Annotated in this window: 14 protein-coding genes and 1 tRNA gene; 9 read left to right on the top strand and 6 right to left on the bottom strand. The window is 66.2% G+C overall.

The features are described from left to right. Positions 1-61: 61 nt before the first annotated feature. The 6 genes from OXR00_RS18190 to aguB all read left to right on the top strand — a co-directional run bounded on the left by OXR00_RS18190 (position 62) and on the right by aguB (position 7000). A complete protein-coding gene (locus tag OXR00_RS18190) occupies positions 62-2401 on the top strand; it encodes a DNA translocase FtsK (protein WP_267389638.1) in 2340 nt (779 codons plus the stop codon). Between the two features lie 85 nt (positions 2402-2486). Further along, on the top strand, positions 2487-3095 hold the full coding sequence (locus OXR00_RS18195) for an outer membrane lipoprotein carrier protein LolA (RefSeq protein ID WP_267389639.1): 609 nt from the start codon (positions 2487-2489) through the stop codon (positions 3093-3095). 268 nt (positions 3096-3363) lie between these two features. Then, a complete protein-coding gene (locus tag OXR00_RS18200; RefSeq protein ID WP_267389640.1) occupies positions 3364-4170 on the top strand; it encodes an exodeoxyribonuclease III in 807 nt (268 codons plus the stop codon). Continuing rightward, positions 4167-5228 carry a GTP cyclohydrolase II gene (ribA, locus tag OXR00_RS18205; RefSeq protein ID WP_267389641.1) on the top strand — a complete coding sequence of 354 codons (1062 nt, stop codon included), beginning with the start codon at positions 4167-4169 and terminating at the stop codon, positions 5226-5228. Before OXR00_RS18200 ends, ribA begins: the two co-directional genes overlap by 4 nt. 60 nt (positions 5229-5288) lie before the next feature. After that, entirely contained in the window at positions 5289-6083 is a 795-nt protein-coding gene (locus tag OXR00_RS18210; protein ID WP_267389642.1) for an EcsC family protein, read from the top strand. Positions 6084-6151: 68 nt separating this feature from the next. After that, positions 6152-7000 carry an N-carbamoylputrescine amidase gene (aguB, locus tag OXR00_RS18215; RefSeq protein ID WP_267389643.1) on the top strand — a complete coding sequence of 283 codons (849 nt, stop codon included), beginning with the start codon at positions 6152-6154 and terminating at the stop codon, positions 6998-7000. A 293-nt stretch (positions 7001-7293) separates the two neighbouring features. Here aguB and OXR00_RS18220 read toward each other — a convergent pair whose 3' ends face one another. Then, entirely contained in the window at positions 7294-7992 is a 699-nt protein-coding gene (locus OXR00_RS18220) for a uracil-DNA glycosylase (RefSeq protein WP_267389657.1), read from the bottom strand. Between the two features lie 25 nt (positions 7993-8017). On the opposite strand from OXR00_RS18220, the gene folK reads away from it, so the two are divergent. The 3 genes from folK to OXR00_RS18235 all read left to right on the top strand — a co-directional run bounded on the left by folK (position 8018) and on the right by OXR00_RS18235 (position 10877). Continuing rightward, positions 8018-8509 carry a 2-amino-4-hydroxy-6-hydroxymethyldihydropteridine diphosphokinase gene (gene folK / locus OXR00_RS18225; RefSeq protein ID WP_267389644.1) on the top strand — a complete coding sequence of 164 codons (492 nt, stop codon included), beginning with the start codon at positions 8018-8020 and terminating at the stop codon, positions 8507-8509. A 16-nt stretch (positions 8510-8525) separates the two neighbouring features. Further along, a tRNA-Lys gene (locus tag OXR00_RS18230) sits at positions 8526-8601 on the top strand. Between the two features lie 143 nt (positions 8602-8744). Then, a complete protein-coding gene (locus OXR00_RS18235) occupies positions 8745-10877 on the top strand; it encodes a TonB-dependent receptor (protein WP_267389645.1) in 2133 nt (710 codons plus the stop codon). On the opposite strand, the gene OXR00_RS18240 is transcribed toward OXR00_RS18235, so the two are convergent. Genes OXR00_RS18240 through OXR00_RS18260 form a run of 5 tightly spaced genes read right to left on the bottom strand, consistent with a single transcriptional unit; the run spans position 10874 to position 18549 of the window. Beyond that, a complete protein-coding gene (locus tag OXR00_RS18240) occupies positions 10874-11245 on the bottom strand; it encodes a tRNA-binding protein (protein WP_267389646.1) in 372 nt (123 codons plus the stop codon). The genes OXR00_RS18235 and OXR00_RS18240 overlap by 4 nt on opposite strands. Next, on the bottom strand, positions 11245-11916 hold the full coding sequence (locus tag OXR00_RS18245; RefSeq protein WP_242153331.1) for a glutathione S-transferase family protein: 672 nt from the start codon (positions 11914-11916) through the stop codon (positions 11245-11247). The genes OXR00_RS18240 and OXR00_RS18245 overlap by 1 nt, the downstream gene beginning before the upstream one ends. A 44-nt stretch (positions 11917-11960) precedes the next feature. Then, complete coding sequence (gene gltB / locus OXR00_RS18250; RefSeq protein ID WP_267389647.1) at positions 11961-16472, bottom strand: glutamate synthase large subunit; 4512 nt, start codon at positions 16470-16472, stop codon at positions 11961-11963. Then, on the bottom strand, positions 16469-17110 hold the full coding sequence (locus OXR00_RS18255) for a DUF2059 domain-containing protein (protein WP_267389648.1): 642 nt from the start codon (positions 17108-17110) through the stop codon (positions 16469-16471). Before OXR00_RS18255 ends, gltB begins: the two co-directional genes overlap by 4 nt. Then, positions 17107-18549, bottom strand: a complete 1443-nt coding sequence (locus tag OXR00_RS18260) for an NAD(P)-dependent oxidoreductase (RefSeq protein WP_267389649.1) — start codon at positions 18547-18549, stop codon at positions 17107-17109. The genes OXR00_RS18255 and OXR00_RS18260 overlap by 4 nt, the downstream gene beginning before the upstream one ends. Between the last annotated feature and the right edge of the window lie 143 nt (positions 18550-18692).

The raw sequence follows: 18692 nt of genomic DNA on the forward strand, positions 1-18692 counted from the left end.
TTGACGCCGCACCCCACACGCGCGATGATGGAACCAACAGCGCACATTCAGGGAACTTATCATGGCGAGCCGCGTGCAGCCGCCGCTTTGGCGTGAAACGGTGAAGGCGGGCGCGATGCGCAGCAGCCGGGTGATCGGCGCCATGGCGATCGTGCTTGGGCTGATCGCATTTGTGGTCGCGCTGGCGAGCTATCATTCGGGTGATCCGTCGTTCAACACCGCTTCTGCAGGACCGGCGCGCAACTGGCTGGGGCCGGTGGGGGCGTGGGCGGCGGACATCACGCTGTTCCTGTTCGGGCCGATCGTCGTGCTGATGATGCCGGTGATGGTGCTGATCGCGATGCGGCTGTGGCGTGACGTGCCGGTTGGGCGCTGGCGGCTGATGCTGCTGCTCGCGACCTCGGGCGTGATGCTGATGGGGACGACGCTGGCGCTGATTTCGGCGACGGCGGTGCTGTGGCTCCCGGCCGGCTTCGGGGGTCTCGCCGGGCTGACGCTCGCCGACCTGATCCGCTTCGCGCTCGGCTTCATCCCGAACCAGCAGGCGATGCTATGGACGGCGCGCGGCGTCGGTACGCTGGTGGGGCTGGGCGGGCTGGCCTGCTGGGCATCGAGCTTCGTCGTCGGGCTGGATGGGGCGACGATCAAGCGCCCGCTCAGGGCACTCGCCGACTTGCGTGAGCGCTCGGCCGAGCGCGCGTTCGCGGCGGACGACGATGACGAGTTTTACGAGGTTGAGGACCGGCGCCGCGCCACCCCGGACGCGCCGCGCATTACCGTGCCGCGCGCGGTCGCCGCGCCGGACGAGCGGCCCGCGCCGGTCATCAGCGATCGCACGATGGCGGCGGTAGCGGCACCGCGCCCGAAGGCGCAGCAGACCTCGTTCGACCTCGGCGACAGCTCGCAACTGCCGTCGATCGACCTGCTCAAGCCAGCACCCGCGCCGACGGGCGGGCCGATCGACAAGGCCGCGCTGGAACGCAATGCCCGGCTGCTCGAGTCGGTGCTCGACGATTTCCACGTGAAGGGCTCGATCGTCAACGTGCGGCCCGGGCCAGTGGTGACGATGTACGAGCTGGAGCCGGCGCCGGGCATCAAGGCCAACCGCGTCATCCAGTTGGCCGACGATATCGCGCGCAACATGTCGGCGATTTCCGCGCGTGTCGCTACCATTCCGGGCCGTACCGTGATCGGCATCGAATTGCCCAACGCGCGGCGCGAAATGGTAGGCCTGCGCGAACTAATCGAGGCGATCGAGGACGAGCCGGGCGGTCTGCCGCTGGTGCTCGGCAAGAATATCGCCGGTGACGCGGTGATCGCCAATCTGGCGCCGATGCCGCATCTGCTCGTCGCGGGTACCACCGGCTCGGGCAAGTCGGTCGGTCTCAACAGCATGATCTTGTCGCTGTTGTACCGGCTGCGACCCGACCAGTGCCGCATGATCATGATCGATCCGAAGATGCTCGAACTGAGCATGTACGAGGATATCCCGCACCTGCTGTCCCCCGTCGTCACCGATCCCGCCAAGGCGGTGCGTGCGCTGAAATGGGCGGTCGAGCAGATGGAGGATCGCTACCGGCAGATGTCGTCGGTTGGCGTGCGCTCTCTCGCCAGCTTCAACGACAAGGTGCGCGCCGCCAAGGCCAAAGGGCAACCGCTCGGGCGGAAAGTGCAGACCGGTTACGACCCCGATACGGGCGCGCCGACCTATGAGGAGGAGACGCTCGACTATCAGATCCTGCCGCAGATCGTCATCATCGTCGACGAGCTGGCCGATCTGATGATGACCGCCGGCAAAGAGGTCGAGTTCCTGATCCAGCGGCTCGCGCAGAAGGCGCGTGCAGCCGGGCTCCACCTCATCATGGCGACGCAGCGGCCGTCGGTCGATGTCATCACCGGCGTCATCAAGGCGAACCTGCCGACGCGGATTTCCTTCCACGTCACCTCCAAGATCGATTCGCGCACCATCCTTGGGGAGCAAGGCGCGGAGCAACTGCTCGGCAAGGGCGACATGCTCTACATGCCCGGCGGCAAGGGCATCGTCCGCGTCCACGGTCCGTTCGTGTCGGACGACGAGGTGCATGCGGTCGCCGACCACTGGCGCTCGCAGGGGCGGCCTGACTATATCTCCTCGGTCACCGAGGAACCGGCGGAGAGCTTCGCGATGGACGGCGCGCCCGCCGGCGAGGATTCGGCGGAGGACCAGCAGTATCGCAGCGCGATCCAGCTGGTGTGCGAGAGCCAGAAGGCATCGACCTCGTGGCTGCAACGCCAGCTTCGCATCGGCTACAATTCGGCGGCGCGGCTGATCGAGCGGATGGAGAAGGACGGCATCGTCGGCCGCCCCGACCATGTCGGTCGCCGCGAGGTGCTGCGCGACCGCGAGGGACAGCCGGTCTGATCCGCTGAACAACGCCTGCCTCATGCGTTAACAGCGGGTTCAAGCCGCGCCAGCTAGGTGCGGTCCCCGATTTCAGGAGTTCCCCATGATCCGTTCGTCGGCTTGGGCGCTGTTCGCCGCGCCTGCCCTTCTTGCCGCCGCGCCCGCAAGCACCGAACTCGCGCAAGTGCAGCAGCACCTGCGCGCGATGAAGACGATGACCGCCGATTTCGCCCAGACCGACCGCAATGGCAAAGTGGTGACCGGCACGCTGACGCTGAAGCAGCCGGGCAAGATCCGCTTCCAGTATCAGAAGGGTGTTCCGATCCTGATCGTCGGTGACGGCAAGGCGCTGACCTTCATCGACTATTCGGTACGGCAGGTGCAACGCTGGCCGATCGGGTCGACGCCACTTGGCATCGTGCTCAACCCCGACAAGGACATCAGCGGCATCGCCCATGTTGTCGATACGGGTGATCCACGCATCGTCTCGGTCGACGCGAGCGACCCGAAGCACCCGGAGTTCGGGCGGATCAACATGGTCTTCATCCGCGACGCGGCGGCACCGGCGGGGCTGCGGCTGGAAGGCTGGGTCGCGCTCGATTCGCAGAGCAACCGCACGACCGTCCGCTTCTCCAACCAGCATTTCAATGTTCCGGTCAGCGACGGGATGTTCCGCTGGAACGATCCACGCAGCAAATCTCCGAAAGGCTGACGGTGACGCAAATGTCATCCAAATCGCCTAAGTTTTGTCGTTCCCGTTCATAGTGGCGACAGGTTCGCGCGCCTAAACGGGCGATGCGGTTGCGGGGACCTTGAGATTCCCCCTGTTGCTTAAGGCTCCGCTCCCCGCCTGCGTGACGAACGCCGGTCGGCCCTCGCTCCATGCCCCCGGAGCGAGGGCCTTTTGGTTTCTGGTGACGCGCGCAGCACACCGGCGTGGCCTACTGGCGCGGGGCTGACGGCGTCGCTACATCCCCGCAATGATTTCGACTGCTGCCGATACGCTGAAGATCGTTTCCTGGAACATCAATTCGGTGCGGTTCCGCATCGAAATTGTCGAACAGTTCCTCCGCGAAGTGTCGCCCGACATCCTGTGTCTGCAGGAGACCAAGGTGATCGACGGCGATTTCCCGACCGCGCCGTTCAAGGCGCTCGGCTACAAGCACATCACCTTGCACGGCCAGCGCATGCACCACGGCGTCGCGATCATCAGCCGCGTGCCGCTGGTCGAGGACGACCGGTTCGACTGGCAGGCCAACCGCGAGGCACGTCACGTTGGCGTGCGGCTGGAAAACGGCATGCGGATCGAAAACGTGTACGTGCCAGCGGGCGGCGACGTGCCGGACCGGGAGGTGAACGCCAAGTTCGGGCAGAAGCTCGACTTCGTTGAGCGCATGATCGCCTGGTCACAGGGCTTGAGCGCGCCGACGCTGCTGGTGGGCGATTTCAACATCGCGCCGCTGCCGTCGGACGTGTGGGGGCACAAGCAACTGCTCAACACGGTCAGCCATACGCCCATCGAGGTCGATGCGCTGGAACGGCTGCGCGCGTCGAATAGCTGGGTCGATCTCGGCCGGCACTTCTATCCTGCGCCGGCGCGGCTGCATACGTGGTGGAGCTATCGCTCGCCCGATTTCACCGTCAACGATCGCGGGCGGCGGCTCGATCACATGTGGGCGACCGCCGACGTTGCCGCCAAGGCGGTGTCGCACACCGTGTTCGAGGGCTGCCGCAGCTGGCTGAAACCATCCGACCACGTACCGATCATGACCGAGTTTCGCGCATGAGCGACGCGAGGGCAACCGCGATGGCGATCGACGCGCTCCGGCGTGGCTGGCCGATCGCGATCCGGGGCGCGGACGGTATGCTCGCGCTGCTGCCGATCGAAACCGCCGATCCGGCACGGCTCGCGGCGTTCGATCCCGCCGGCAGCGCGCCGGTGCTGCTCAGTGCCGGGCGGGCGATGACGCTGAAGCTCGCCAACCAGCGCGCGGCGGCAGCGCCCGACGCGCCGGTGCTGGTGGAGCGCGTGGCCTGGCTCGACTTTGCCACCGCGACGGCGCTGGCCGATCCGCAGCTCGATCTTGGCACGCCGCTGAAGGGGCCGTTCCGCGCCATCCCGGTTGCGCAGACGCAGGCGGCGGGCGCGGCGCTGACGCTGGCGCGGATCGCGGGAATGCTGCCGGCGTTCTTCGCGGCGGCGGACGGATCGGCCGCGCTGACCATCACGCCGGACGATATCGCGTGCCATGAGGATGCCTCCCGGCTGACCGTCGCCACCCATGCGCGCCTGCCGGTGGCGGGTGCGGAGCAGGCCGAGGTCTACGCGTTCCGCACGCCCGAGATGCCGGGCGAGCATGTCGCGCTGGTGATCGGGACGCCGCATGGCCGGCCGCCGTTGGTGCGTCTGCACAGCGAATGCCTGACCGGCGACGTGCTCGGCAGCTTGAAGTGCGATTGCGGGCCGCAGCTTGATGCCGCGATCGCCGCGATCCAGGCGAGCGGCTGGGGCATCCTGCTGTACCTGCGGCAGGAGGGGCGCGGCATCGGCCTCATCAACAAGCTGCGCGCCTATGCATTGCAGGATCAGGGGTTCGACACCGTCGATGCCAACACGCGGCTCGGTTTCGCTGTCGATTCGCGGAATTTCGCGGTGGCGGCGCGCATGCTGACGCTGCTCGGGCAGGACCGGGTGCGACTGCTCACCAACAACCCGGAGAAGGTCGCGCAGCTCGAGGCGGCGGGGGTTACCGTGGTCGAGCGCGTGCCGCATGTGCTGCCATCCAACCCGCACAACGCACAGTATCTCGCCACCAAGCGCGACCGCACCGGACACCAGTTCTGAGGCGCTTCGCCGGTTCGGTGCGTTGTGCGCGCGGTACCGGTAATAACGGGGATGGTGACGATGGACGAGCGCGACCTCGGTAACGCCTGCGCAGGGCTGGACGCCGACGTGATGGCGGAACTGCGCGCGATTGCCGATCGCTACCGGACCGCGAACGGGCTGTTGATGCGGCTTGCCGGTTGGGCCGGGCAGCGCGCCGAACGTGTCACTGCGCGATTGCCTGCGGTGGTGCAGACGGCAATCGGCGAGGCCGCCACGCTGGCGCTTCGGCAGAGTTATGCGGTCGCCTTCGCGACGCAAGGGGCGGCGGAAGGATCGGTGCCGTCGCGCGCGCTGCGGCGCCTGCGGGGCGAGGTCGCGCACCGTGTCGCGACCGGGATCAGCGGCGCGCTCGGCGGTTTCGGCGGAATGGCGACGACGCTGGTTGATCTGCCGGTGACGACGACGCTGATCCTGCGCTCGGTCCAGCAGATCGCGCGCGATTATGGCGAGGATCTTACCGATCCGGCGGTGAAGGCGCAGTGCGTCGCGGTGTTTGCGCTCGGCGGTCCGCTTCCCGAGGACGATGCGGCGGAGGCCGGGTTGTTCGCCAGCCGGCTCGCGCTTGGTGGCAAGGCGCTGGCGGAGATCATCCGGGCGGCGGCGCCGCGCTTCGGCGTCGTGCTGGGGGAAAAGGCGTTGGCGCAGGCGACCCCGCTGTTCGGCGCATTGGCGGGCGGCGCGATCAACCCGATCTTCACCGGCTATTACCAGGCGATGGCGCATGTCCACTTCCGCCTGCGCCGGCTGGAGCGCGATACCGATCCTGAGCAGGTGCGCGCCTGTTTCGAGCGGATCCTGCGCGCCAGCGGCTGAGCTTTCCCTTACAATCGCGCCGGTCACACACCATTTCCGCGCCGGCTATGAGCGGCTAAGGGATGGCTATGACCGAAATCACCGTGGCTGCGCTGCAGCTGAGCTTCAGCAACGATATCGACGCCAATATCGCGCATGTTTCAGACCTCGTCCGCGAGGCGGCGAGCAGGGGGGCGCAGGTGATCCTGCCGCCCGAACTGTTCGAGGGCGAGTATTTCTGCCGGGTCGAGGACGAGGGGCTGTTCGCCACCGCCAAGCCGACCGACCAGCACAAATCGGTGCAGGCGATGCGCAAGCTCGCCGCCGAGCTGGGCGTGTACATCCCGACCAGCTTCTTCGAGGCGGATGGCCCGCACCATTACAATTCGCTGGCGATGATCGACCCGGACGGCGCGGTGATGGGCGTGTACCGCAAAAGCCACATCCCCGATGGCCCCGGCTATGAGGAGAAGTTCTACTTCCGCCCCGGCAACACCGGTTTCAAGGTGTGGCCCGGCCCGCAGGCGACGCTTGGCGTGGGGGTATGCTGGGACCAATGGTATCCCGAAACCGCGCGCGCGATGATGCTGATGGGGGCGGAGCTGCTGTTCTACCCGACCGCGATCGGCAGCGAGCCGCATGACACCGATCTCGATACGTCGCGGTTGTGGCGGCGCGCGATGGTCGGCCATGCCGTTTCCAACGTGGTGCCGGTGGTGGCGTCGAACCGGATCGGGACCGAGCATGGCCAGACCTTCTACGGGCACAGCTTCATCTGCGACGAGCGTGGCGACATGCTCGCCGAGTTCGGCGCGGGCGAGACCGGTGTGCTCACCGCGACACTTGATCTCGACCGGGTGAAGCGCCACCGCGCTGCCTTCGGTTTCTTCCGTGATCGCCGGCCGGAGTTGTACGGGCGACTGGTGCAGGACATTTGATCCGCATCAATTCCGATTGCGCAACTATGGATGCATTTTTTGCACTTGCGAGGAACCGTGCTGCGGTGCACAAAGAGTGTGCCTTTCAGGCATCCTCTCCTAAAACTTTTACGGCCGGGCTTGTCCCGGCCTTTTTTTTTGATTTCGACTCGGCTAGGCAAAACCCGTCGTAGCGCCAACCAACTAGAAAATGTCCTGGGGAGGATGCCGCCGGTAAAACCGGCATGGCGATACGATAGCGCGGAGGATCGAGCGAGGGTGCTCTCCTCCGCGTTCGTGGTGGGGCTGGCAGGTCAGCCCACGTCGCGAAGGGCGATGGCCCGCGCGAACACCGCCTCGAACATCTCCGACGTCAGTTTGCCGGTGTTCTGATTATAGCGCGAGCAGTGATAGCTATCGATCAGTACGCGCCCGTCCGGCATGCGGTGTTCGGCGCCGTGTGCGAAGGGCGCTTTGGGCAAGCGTCCGCCCAGTACCTTTACCGCCGACTGGTGCGCGATCTGTCCAAGTGCGACGAACACGCGTGCGTTCGGCAGTGCGGCGACCTGATCTTCTAGGAAGGCGCGGCAGGTGCGGATTTCCTCCGGGGTCGGCTTGTTCTCCGGTGGCAGGCATTTGACCGCGTTGAGGATCATCGCCCCGTCCAGCGCGAGCGTATCACCCGGCTTGCCTTCATAAACGCCGCTGGCGAGGCCGAACTTGGTGAGTGTGTCGTACAACAGCGCACCCGCCGAATCGCCGGTAAAGGCGCGGCCGGTGCGATTCGCGCCGTGCTTGCCAGGGGCGAGGCCGATGATCCCTAGCCATGCCGCCGCATCGCCGAACGCGGGAACGGGCGCGTTCCACCATGTCGGATATTCCGCGCGAAGCGCATCGCGCACGGTGACAAGACGCGGGCAGCGCGGGCAATCGTGCGGCGGTTCGGTCGCGGCCAGCGGGCTGGGCGGAGCGATAGGCTCTGGATTCGGAAGCGGGGGGCTTGGGGGCAACATGCGGCTGGCGTAGGCGGGTGTCGCCATGCCGACAAGCTACGCCATCGCCATCGGTTCGAACCGCAGCGGCCGCCACGGCCGGCCGGAGGCGGAGGTGCGCGCCGCCATCGCCGCACTTGGCGCGCTGGGGCAGGTGACCGCCACCGCGCCGATCTTCGACACCGCGCCGCTCGGGCCATCGTCGCGGCGATTCGCCAACAGCGCGGCGCTGCTCGAAACGTCGCTCGACCCGCCGGCGCTGCTCGCCGCGCTGAAACGAATCGAGCGCGCGTTCGGTCGCCGGCGGGGGCGGCGGTGGGGGGCGCGGGTGATCGACCTGGATATCGTGCTGTGGAGCGGTGGCGCGTGGACGCAGCGTGACCTCGTCATCCCGCATCCGGCCTTCCGCATCCGCCGCTTCGTGCTCGATCCGCTGGTCGCCATCGCGCCCTCATGGCGCGACCCGCGCACCGGCCACAGCATCCGCCAGCTCGCCGCCCGCGCACGCAAGGTTGACCGCAGGCCCGCGCACCCCTAACGCGCGTCCTTCGGTCGGGCTCGTAGCTCAGTCGGTAGAGCAACGGACTTTTAATCTGTAGGTCCCGGGTTCGAATCCCGGCGAGCCCACCACCGACAACAGCCGGTTCAGCTTCCCGCAAGCATCGAACCGGCAACGGGAGACGTCTGTGGATCGTGCCCGGGAGGCTTGACGATCCGGAGACTTTACATCGTATCGTCCTGGCGCGAGCGCGCTAACCGGAGCCTCCCTGTCCATGCTCTTTCGCACCCTGCTGCTGAGCGGCGCGACGCTGCTGTCCATCCCTGCCTTCGCCGAGGATGCACCCGCCCCGCAGCAGCCGCCCGCTGCCGCGACCGCCCCCACCTCGCCGGTGCCGAAGGATATCGTCGTCACCGGTCGGCTCGACGCGGCGCGCGCCTCGATCCAGCCGAGCCTGGGTGCGACGACCTATTCGATCTCCAACGCGACGATCCAGGCGCTGCCGGGCGGCGACAACCAGCAGCTCAACCAGATCCTGCTGCAATTGCCCGGCGTCTCGCAGGACGGGGCGGGGCAGCTCCACGTCCGCGACGACCACGCCAACCTGCAATATCGCATCAACGGCACGATCCTGCCCGAAGGCATCGCCGTGTTCGGCCAGACGCTGTCGCCACGGCTGGTCGACCGATTCGATCTGCGCACCGGCGCCTTGCCCGCGCAATATGGCCTGCGCACCGCCGGCATCATCGACATCACCACCAAGAGCGGGTTCGAGAATGGCGGCGAGCTGTCGTTGTACGGCGGCAGTCGCGGCACGATCGAGCCGAGCGTGGAATATGGCGGCAAGACCGGCAGCACCAATTACTTCGTGACCGCCAGCTATCGCCACAACGACCTCGGCATCGAATCGGTTGATGGCAGCACCGACGCCTTGCACGACCAAACCAACCAGTATCAGGGCTTCGTCTACCTCGATCACACGATCGACGACGGCAATCGCGTCTCGCTGATCGGCGGCTATTCGGACCAGCGATTCCAGATTCCAAATCCGCGCGGGCTGCACCCGGATGCGGGCTATTCGGTGGGCGGCGTCAGCGATTTCCTAAGCGACGATCTCGACGAACGCCAGCACGAGCGTACTGCGTTCGGCATCCTCAGCCTGCTACACGACGCCGGGCCGGTAACGCTGCAGGGCTCGCTGTTCGCGCGCTATTCGTCGCTGCAATATACCCCCGACGTGCTCGGCGAGCTGCTGTTCAACGGCATCGCCCAGGCGGCCAAGAAGCAGGATTTCACCACCGGCATCCAGATGGAGGGCGTGTACCGGCTGAGCGGCGCGCATACGCTGCGCGGCGGTTTCGTCATCACCCGCGATCACGGCATCAGCCGCACCACCACGCAGGTGTTCCCGGTCGATGCGCAAGGCGCGCAGACCGGTCAGCCGATCGCCATCGCCGACAACGGTTCCGCCACCGAGATGACGTACAGCGTCTACCTTCAGGACGAATGGCAGCCGATCGACCATATCACGATCAACTTCGGTGGCCGCTTCGACCATTACGACGGCTATCGCAGCGAGCAGCAGTTCTCCCCGCGCGTCAACGCAGTATGGGCGCCGGGTGGCGGCTTCACCATCCACGGCGGCTATGCGCGCTACTTCTCGCCCGCGCCGTTCGCCAACGTCGCCACCACCACCATCGCCAAGTTCGTCGGTTCCAGCGCCGAGGCGCCGGGCAGCTTCGGCGACGTACCTTTCGCCGAGCGGCAGGATTATTTCGACATCGGTGCCGAGCAGAAGATCGGACCCGTAACGATTGGCGTCGATGGCTATCACCGCCGCTCGCGAAATTTGCTCGACGAGGGGCAGTTCGGCGCGCCGATCATCCTCACTCCGTTCAACTATCGGCACGGGCGGATCGATGGGATCGAGGGGAACGTCAGCTATACCCACCATGGCTGGCTGGTGTACGGCAACATCGCGCATGCCGAGGCGAAGGGCACCGACATCAGCTCGGGGCAGTTCAACTTCGACCCCGCCGATCTCGCCACGATCAGCCGGCAGTACATCTATCTCGATCACGACCAGACCTGGACGGGGTCGGGCGGCGCATCCTACCGGTTCGATCGCGGCTTCCTGCACGACAGTAAGCTGGCGGCGAGCATGATCTACGGCTCGGGCCTGCGCCGCGACGGCGCGGTGCCCAACGGCGGCAAGCTGCCGGGCTATGCGGTGTTCAACATCAGCGCGAGCCACAAGTTCACCGGCCCGGGCATAGAGGTGCGCGCCGACGTGTTCAACCTGTTCGACCATGTCTACGAAATCCGCGACGGATCGGGTGTCGGCGTGGGTGCGCCGCAATATGGTCAGCGGCGCGGGTTCTTCTTCGGGATCAGCAAGAGCATCTAGAACAGCCGCCCGCCGTTGGGGACGCCTGCGGTGGGCGTCACCAGCACGACCTTGCCGTCCGCATCCGGGAAGCCGAGCGTCAGCACCTCGGACAAAAACTTGCCGATCTGGCGCGGCGGGAAATTGACCACCGCGGCGACCTGCCGGCCGGGCAGATCGGCGAGCGTGTAATGTTCGGTGATCTGCGCGGAGGATTTGCGCAGGCCGATCACTGCGCCGAAATCGATCACCAGCTTGAACGCGGGCTTGCGCGCCTCCGGGAAGGGCAGCGCCTCGACGATCGTGCCGACACGGATATCGACGGCGAGGAAATCGTCGAAGCCGATCGTCGGCGCGGGCAAGGCGGCGGGATCGTGCGTGACGTGCATCAGAAATCGGGATCGTCGTAATGTGGGGTCGGCTGGATGCCGTCCATCCGCTCGGACAGTAGCGGGCGGAAGCTCGGCCGGCTTTTCAGCCCGCGATACCAGCGCGCGGTCTGTTCGTGGTTCTTCCAGTCGATGCCGCCGAGATAATCGACCACCGAAATCTGCGCCGCCGCCGCCAGATCGGCGAGCGTCATGGTCGATCCCGCCATCCAGTTGTTATGGTCGAGCAGGTAATCGGTATAATCGAGGTGGCGCACCGCCGCGCGCATCGCCTCGCGAAGCACCTTCGAATCGGGCGACTGGCGCGTGACGAGTCGCTTCTCCATGCGTTCGTGAAGCAGCGGCGCGGTGATATCTGCGAAAAATTGCGAATCGAACCATGCGACCTGCCGGCGAATCTCGGCACGATATGTGGCGGGACCGGAGATCATCGCAGACTTCTCGATCGTCTCCTCGAAATATTCGCAGATCGCCATCGAATCGATCAACAGGATGCTGCGGGTCGCATCGGTCATTACCGGCACCTGGCCGGCCGGGTTCATGTCGATGAACTCGTCACGCCGCTGCCACGGCGATTCGCGCACCAGCTCATAGCCGATGCCCTTCTCGCCCAGCAGCAGGCGGATTTTACGGGAAAACGGGCAGAGCGGAAATTGATAGAGTTGCCACATGCCGCCCGTGTAGCGGGGCGGCATGTGGACCGGAAGGCTCTAAACTACTCCGCCGCCTCAAGGCTCTCGCGATCGTCGAGCGGCTGGGCGAGGCGCGAGAGCATTTCCTTGGGCACGACCTGCCAGAAATGCTCGATCACGCGGCCCCAATCGTCGAGCAGCGCGCCCGACCATTTGCTGTCGGTGGCGGCGTGGTGTGCACGGACATGGCCGAGCAGCACCGATTCCCAGTGCGAGGACGCGAGCCGGTTCCAGGTGATGTTCTCCGGGTTGGCGCGGCGTTCGAAGCTGCCGTCGGGATCGTAGACGAACGCCATGCCGCCGGTCATGCCAGCACCGAAGTTGGTGCCGACCGCACCCAGCACCACCGCCATGCCGCCGGTCATATACTCGCAGCCATTGGCGCCGCAGCCTTCCACCACCACAATCGCACCGGAATTGCGCACTGCGAAGCGCTCGCCCGCCTGGCCTGCCGCGTACAGTTTGCCCGAGGTCGCGCCGTACAGCACGGTGTTGCCGATGATGGTGTTCTCGTTCGATTTGAGCGGGGAGGACACCACCGGGCGCAGCGCGATGATGCCGCCCGACAGCCCCTTGCCGACGTAATCGTTGGCATCGCCGAACACTTCGAGCGTGATGCCCTTGCACAGGAACGCGCCGAGGCTCTGCCCCGCCGAGCCGCGCAGGCGGATATGGACATGCCCGTCCGCCAAGGCGTCCATGCCGTAGGTGCGGGTGATCTCGCTCGACAGGCGGGTGCCGACCGCACGGTGCGTGTTGCGCACCGAATAGGTGAGCTGCATCTTCTCGCGGCGCGAGAACACGGCGGCGGCATCCTTGATGATCTGCGCATCGAGGCTGTCCGGCACGTCGTTGCGGAAGGTGCTGAGGCTGAAGCGCCGCTCGAAATCGTCCGCGTCGACCTTGGCTAGGATCGGGTTGAGGTCGAGATCGTCGAGATGTTCTGCGCCACGGCTGACCTGACGGAGCAGTTCGGTACGGCCGATCACCTCGTCGAGGCTTTTCACGCCCAGCCGCGCGAGAATGTCGCGGACTTCCTCGGCGATGAAGGTCATCAGGTTGATGACCTTTTCGGGCGTGCCGGTGAACTTCGCACGCAGGCGCTCGTCCTGCACGCACACGCCGACCGGGCAGGTGTTCGAATGGCACTGGCGCACCATGATGCAGCCCATCGCCACCAGCGATAGCGTGCCGATGCCGAATTCTTCCGCACCCAGGATCGCGGCGATGACGATGTCGCGCCCGGTCTTGAGGCCGCCATCGGCACGCAGCTTGATCCGCCCGCGCAGACCGTTGAGGGTGAGCGTCTGATTGACTTCCGAGAGGCCCATCTCCCACGGCGTGCCGGCATATTTGATGCTGGTTTGCGGCGACGCGCCGGTGCCGCCGACATGGCCGGAGACGAGGATGACGTCGGCATGCGCCTTGGCCACGCCCGCCGCAACCGTGCCGATCCCGGCCGAAGAGACGAGCTTCACGCACACCCGCGCGCGCGGATTGATCTGCTTCAGATCGTAGATGAGCTGCGCGAGATCCTCGATCGAATAGATGTCGTGGTGCGGCGGCGGCGAGATCAGCGTCACGCCCGGAGTCGCGTGGCGTAACTTGGCGATGAACTCGGTCACCTTGAAGCCGGGAAGCTGCCCGCCTTCGCCGGGCTTGGCACCCTGCGCGACCTTGATCTCGATCTCGTCACAGGCGTTGAGATATTCCGCGGTCACGCCGAACCGGCCGCTCGCGATCTGCTTGACGCCGGAATTGGCGTTGTCGCCATTGGCATAGGGCGTGTAGCGCAGCTTGTCCTCGCCGCCCTCGCCCGACACCGCCTTGGCGCCGATCCGGTTCATGGCGATCGCCAACGTCTCGTGCGCCTCCGGGGAGAGCGCGCCGAGCGACATGCCCGGCGTTACGAAGCGCTTGCGAATTTCGGTGATCGCCTCGACCTGATCGACCGCGACACCCTCGTCCGGGTAATTGAACTGGAGCAGATCGCGCAGGTACACCGGCGGCAGTCCCTCTACCCCGCGCGAGAATTGCAGATAGGTCGAATAGCTGTCGGTCGCCACCGCCGATTGCAGCAGGTGCATCAACTGCGCGGAGTAAGCGTGCGTCTCGCCGGTATGGCGCTGGCGGTAGAAGCCGCCGATCGGCAGCGTCGCCACCGCCGAGTCGAACGCCGCATCATGGCGCAGCTTCGCATTGAGGTGGAGCGAGGCATAGCCTTCGCCCGAAATCTTGGCGGGCATGCCGGGGAAGAAGTCGTTGACCAGGCTGCGCGACAGCCCGACCGCCTCGAAATTATAGCCGCCGCGATAGCTGGAGATCACCGCGATCCCCATCTTCGACATGATCTTGAGCAGCCCCTCGTCGATGGCATGGCGATGGTTGGCGAGGCATTCGTCGAGGCTCAGCCCCTCGAACAGCCCGCGCGCGTGGCGGTCGACGATCGCGGCTTCGGCGAGATAGGCGTGCACGGTGGTCGCGCCAACGCCGATCAGCACCGCGTAATAATGCGTGTCGAGGCACTCCGAGGTCTGGATGTTGACGCTCGCGTAGGAGCGCAGGCCGCGCCGGACGAGGTGGGTGTGCACGGCAGCCGCCGCCAGCACGCCGGCGATGGCGATACGATCCTCTCCGACGTTGATGTCGGTGAGGAACAGTTCGCTCTTGCCCTCACGCACCGCCTGTTCTGCCTCAGTACGGATGCGCGCGATCGCGGCGCGCAGCGTCTCGGGGCCGCCACCGGTCGCAAAGGTGCAGTCGATCTCCGCCGCCTGCCGGCCGAAATGCGCCTTGAGCCGCGACCAGTCCACCCCGGTCAGCACTGGCGATTCGAGCACCAGCACGCCGTCGCGCCGACCCTCGGTATCGAGGATGTTGGCGAGATTGCCGAACCGCGTCTTGAGCGACATGACGTGGCGTTCGCGCAAGGGGTCGATCGGCGGATTGGTGACCTGGCTGAAGTTCTGGCGGAAGAACTGGCTGATCAGGCGCGGCTTGTCCGAAATGACCGCGAGCGGGGTATCGTCGCCCATCGAGCCGATCGCTTCCTTGCCGCCTTCCACCATCGGCGCGAGGATCAGCTCCATATCCTCAAGCGTCTGCCCGGCGGCGACCTGGCGGCGGGTGAGGTCGGCGCGGTCGAACCGCATGGTCGCATCGGCGGGCGCGGGCGGCAGATCGCCGACCGCGATGAAATTGCCGATCATCGCCGCATAATCGGCCTCGCCGGCGATCTGGTCCTTGATGGCGAGATCGTTGAACACGCGACCTTCATCGAGATCGACCGCGATCATCTGGCCCGGACCCATCCGCCCCTTCTCGACCACGGTCGATTCGGGCACCACCACCATGCCGCTTTCCGAACCGACGATCAGCAGACCGTCCGAGGTGCGGGTGTAGCGCAAGGGGCGCAGCGCGTTGCGATCGACGCCCGCCACCGCCCAGCGGCCATCGGTCATGGCGAGCGCGGCAGGGCCGTCCCACGGCTCCATCACGCTGGCGAAATATTTGTACATGTCGAGGTGGCTCCTGGGCATCTCGCCCTTCGGCCCCCACGCTTCCGGTACCAGCATCAGCTTGGCGGTGGGCGCATCGCGGCCCGAGCGCACTATCGCCTCGAACGTCGCGTCGAGCGCGGCGGTGTCGGAGGCGCCGGCCGGGATCACCGGCTTGATATCCTCGGAATGCTCGCCGAACGCGTTGGCGGCCATCTTGATCTCGTGGCTGAGCATCCAGTTCTTGTTGCCGCGAATCGTGTTGATCTCGCCATTGTGCGCGAGGCAACGGAACGGCTGCGCCAGCCACCATTGCGGGAAGGTGTTGGTCGAATAGCGCTGGTGGAAGATCGCCACGCGGCTTTCAAAGCGCTGGTCGGTCAGGTCCGGGTAGAACACCGACAGCGATTCGGCGAGGAACAGCCCCTTGTAGATGATCGACCGGCACGACAGCGAGCACACGTAGAAGCCGCTGATCTGCGCGGCGATCACCCGCTTTTCGATACGGCGGCGGACGAGGTAGAGATCCTTCTCGAACTCGGCGGCGCTCTGTTCGTCCGGCATCGGCCCGGCGATCATGATCTGCTCGATCTCGGGGCGGGTCGCCTGCGCCTTCTGGCCGATCACCGACACGTCGACCGGCACCTGCCGCCAGCCGTAGATCGTATAGCCCTGCTCGATGATCGCGCTTTCCACGATCGTGCGGCACGCCTCCTGCGCGCCGAGATCGGTGCGCGGCAGGAAGATCATGCCGACCGCTAGCCGGTTGGGCATCATGCGGTGGCCCGACGCGGTGACGGCATCGTCGAAGAACTTGATCGGCAGATCGACATGCAGGCCGGCACCGTCGCCGGTCTTGCCGTCGGCATCGACTGCGCCGCGATGCCACACCGCCTTCAGCGCATCGATCGCGGATTGCACGACGCGGCGCGACGGCTTGCCATCGGTTGCGGCGACGAGGCCGACGCCGCAGGCATCACCCTCGAACTCGGGGCGATACATGCCGTGCTCGGCGAGATAAGCGCGTTGGTCGGTCATGATGGTGCCTTCTGGTCGGCGGTTTCGGCCGCGGCCTTGGTCAAATAGCGGCGCAGGATGGCGCGTTTGCGGCCCTGCACGTCGGAAATGATCTGCGGGTAGAGATCGCCGTAGCGCTGCCCGACCGGCGTGCGGAAGAACCGCGTGATCTCGTCCATCTCCGCCACGGTGAAGCGCCGCGCGTAGACCGACTGGCTGGCCGCGATCACCTCGTCCAGAATGGCCGAAACGCTTTCGGCGAGCCGTGCGCGCATCGCCTCGCTCGGGTTGGCGATCGCGCGGCACGTCTGCAAGTTGCGCCCGTCGATCGCGCGCTGGAGGCATTCGTCCGCGACTTCGAGTTCGGCGGCGCGCAGACCTTCTTGAATCGTCACCGCCTGGCGTTCGCGAAAGCGGCTGGCGACGAGCAGCCGCGCGGCGGCGGCGCGACGCGCGTCCATGTCGAGGGGGGCAGGGGACTGCACCGCCGGCTGAGCTTGCGCCGGACGCGACGCCAGCGGTGAAGCCGTATGCTGGTCCGGTGTCATCACGCCGTCGAGACGGGTGGCGGAGGGGCGTGTCGGTGTCGGCCGCGAAACCGGGGTCTGCGCGATTGCGGGGGAGGCCAGCGACACAGCGATCAGAACCCGCGCAATCATGCCGCGACCTTTCCTGCGCCCGCCTTCGCCTTGAGGTAGCCGTGCATCGTCGCCGCCACGTCGCGACCGTCGCGGATCGCCCACACCACCAGCGATGCACCGCGTACGATGTCGCCGGCCGCGAACACGCCGTCGAGCGAGGTCATCAGCGTCTTGTTGTCGACCAGCACCGTTCCCCAGCGCGTCACGCCGAGTTCGGGCGCGCCGAACAGGCCGGGCAGATCCTCCGGATCGAAGCCCAGCGCCTTGATGACGAGATCGGCGGGCACGTCGTAGCCGCCGGCGGGATCGACCTCGGGCGCGCGCCGGCCGCTCGCATCGGGTGCGCCGAGCCGCATCCGGCTCGCCTTGACCGCCGACACCTTGCCGTCCGCCAGGAACGCCTCGGGTGCGGTCAGCCAAACGAACTCGACGCCTTCCTCCTCGGCATTGGCGACTTCGCGCTGCGATCCGGGCATGTTGGCGCGGTCGCGGCGGTAGAGGCACTTCACGCTGGCGGCGTTCTGGCGGACGGCGGTGCGCACGCAGTCCATCGCGGTATCGCCGCCACCGATGACGACGACATGCTTGCCCTCCGCATCAAGGCTGCCGTCGTCGAACGCAGGCACGGCATCGCCAAAGCCCTTGCGGTTGGAGGCGGTGAGATAGTCGAGCGCATCGACCACGCCGTCGCTGTCCACCCCGGACGCCTTGATCGCGCGCGGCTTGTACACGCCGGTGGCGATCAACACCGCGTCATGGCGTTGGCGCAGCTCGTCGAGGCTGGCGTCACGGCCGATCTCAAACCCGTTGTGGAAGATGATGCCGCCCGCCGCGAGCCGCTCGACGCGACGCGTGACGACGTACTTCTCCAGCTTGAAGCCGGGGATGCCATAAGTGAGCAGCCCACCGGAACGATCATAGCGATCGTAGACATGCACCTCGTACCCGAGCGTGCGCAGATAGTCCGCCGCCGACAGGCCGGCCGGACCCGCGCCGATCACCGCGACCGATTGCCCGCGCGGACGACCGGGGACGAGCGGCTCGACCCAACCCTCTTCCCAGGCAGTATCGGTGATGAACTTCTCGACCGAACCGATCGTCACCGCGCCGTGACCGGAGAATTCGATCACGCAATTGCCTTCGCACAACCGGTCCTGCGGGCAGATCCGACCGCAGATCTCCGGCATCGTCGAAGTCGCATTGGACAGCTCGTACGCCTCGCGGAGGCGGCCTTCGGCGGTGAGGCGCAGCCAGTCGGGGATATGGTTGTGCAGCGGACAGTGTACCGAGCAGTACGGCACGCCACATTGCGAGCAGCGCCCGGCCTGATCCTCCGCCGTCGGGGTCGCGTAGCGATCGGCAATTTCTCGGAAATCCTCCGCACGGACGTCAGCCGCACGTTTGTCCGGATAGCTTTGCACCCGGTCGACAAATTTTAAGAGATGCTCGTTCGCCATAGTCGCCTGCCTTGCTGCAGACGCTTCACTACAGCCGCTTATCGCGTCTGTCACGCAATTTAATGTATTTAGGTAAGCACAGCTTACATAATTATTTGGATGATGTCAGCGCTCGGAAGCGATCTCCGAAAAGATCCATCCTG

The organism is Sphingomonas sp. GC_Shp_3, from assembly GCF_026540945.1.
Lineage (GTDB): Bacteria > Pseudomonadota > Alphaproteobacteria > Sphingomonadales > Sphingomonadaceae > Sphingomonas.

Bases quoted from the DNA above. Each gene is read 5' to 3' on its own strand.
- OXR00_RS18200 (WP_267389640.1), top strand. From the start codon at position 3,364: ATGATTTCGACTGCTGCCGATACGCTGAAGATCGTTTCCTGGAACATC.
- aguB (WP_267389643.1), top strand. From the start codon at position 6,152: ATGACCGAAATCACCGTGGCTGCGCTGCAGCTGAGCTTCAGCAACGAT.
- gltB (WP_267389647.1), bottom strand. From the start codon at position 16,472: ATGACCGACCAACGCGCTTATCTCGCCGAGCACGGCATGTATCGCCCC.
- OXR00_RS18245 (WP_242153331.1), bottom strand. From the start codon at position 11,916: ATGTGGCAACTCTATCAATTTCCGCTCTGCCCGTTTTCCCGTAAAATC.
- OXR00_RS18240 (WP_267389646.1), bottom strand. From the start codon at position 11,245: ATGCACGTCACGCACGATCCCGCCGCCTTGCCCGCGCCGACGATCGGC.
- OXR00_RS18220 (WP_267389657.1), bottom strand. From the start codon at position 7,992: ATGTTGCCCCCAAGCCCCCCGCTTCCGAATCCAGAGCCTATCGCTCCG.
- OXR00_RS18255 (WP_267389648.1), bottom strand. From the start codon at position 17,110: ATGATTGCGCGGGTTCTGATCGCTGTGTCGCTGGCCTCCCCCGCAATC.
- OXR00_RS18260 (WP_267389649.1), bottom strand. From the start codon at position 18,549: ATGGCGAACGAGCATCTCTTAAAATTTGTCGACCGGGTGCAAAGCTAT.
- OXR00_RS18235 (WP_267389645.1), top strand. From the start codon at position 8,745: ATGCTCTTTCGCACCCTGCTGCTGAGCGGCGCGACGCTGCTGTCCATC.
- OXR00_RS18210 (WP_267389642.1), top strand. From the start codon at position 5,289: ATGGACGAGCGCGACCTCGGTAACGCCTGCGCAGGGCTGGACGCCGAC.
- OXR00_RS18195 (WP_267389639.1), top strand. From the start codon at position 2,487: ATGATCCGTTCGTCGGCTTGGGCGCTGTTCGCCGCGCCTGCCCTTCTT.
- OXR00_RS18190 (WP_267389638.1), top strand. From the start codon at position 62: ATGGCGAGCCGCGTGCAGCCGCCGCTTTGGCGTGAAACGGTGAAGGCG.
- folK (WP_267389644.1), top strand. From the start codon at position 8,018: ATGCCGACAAGCTACGCCATCGCCATCGGTTCGAACCGCAGCGGCCGC.
- ribA (WP_267389641.1), top strand. From the start codon at position 4,167: ATGAGCGACGCGAGGGCAACCGCGATGGCGATCGACGCGCTCCGGCGT.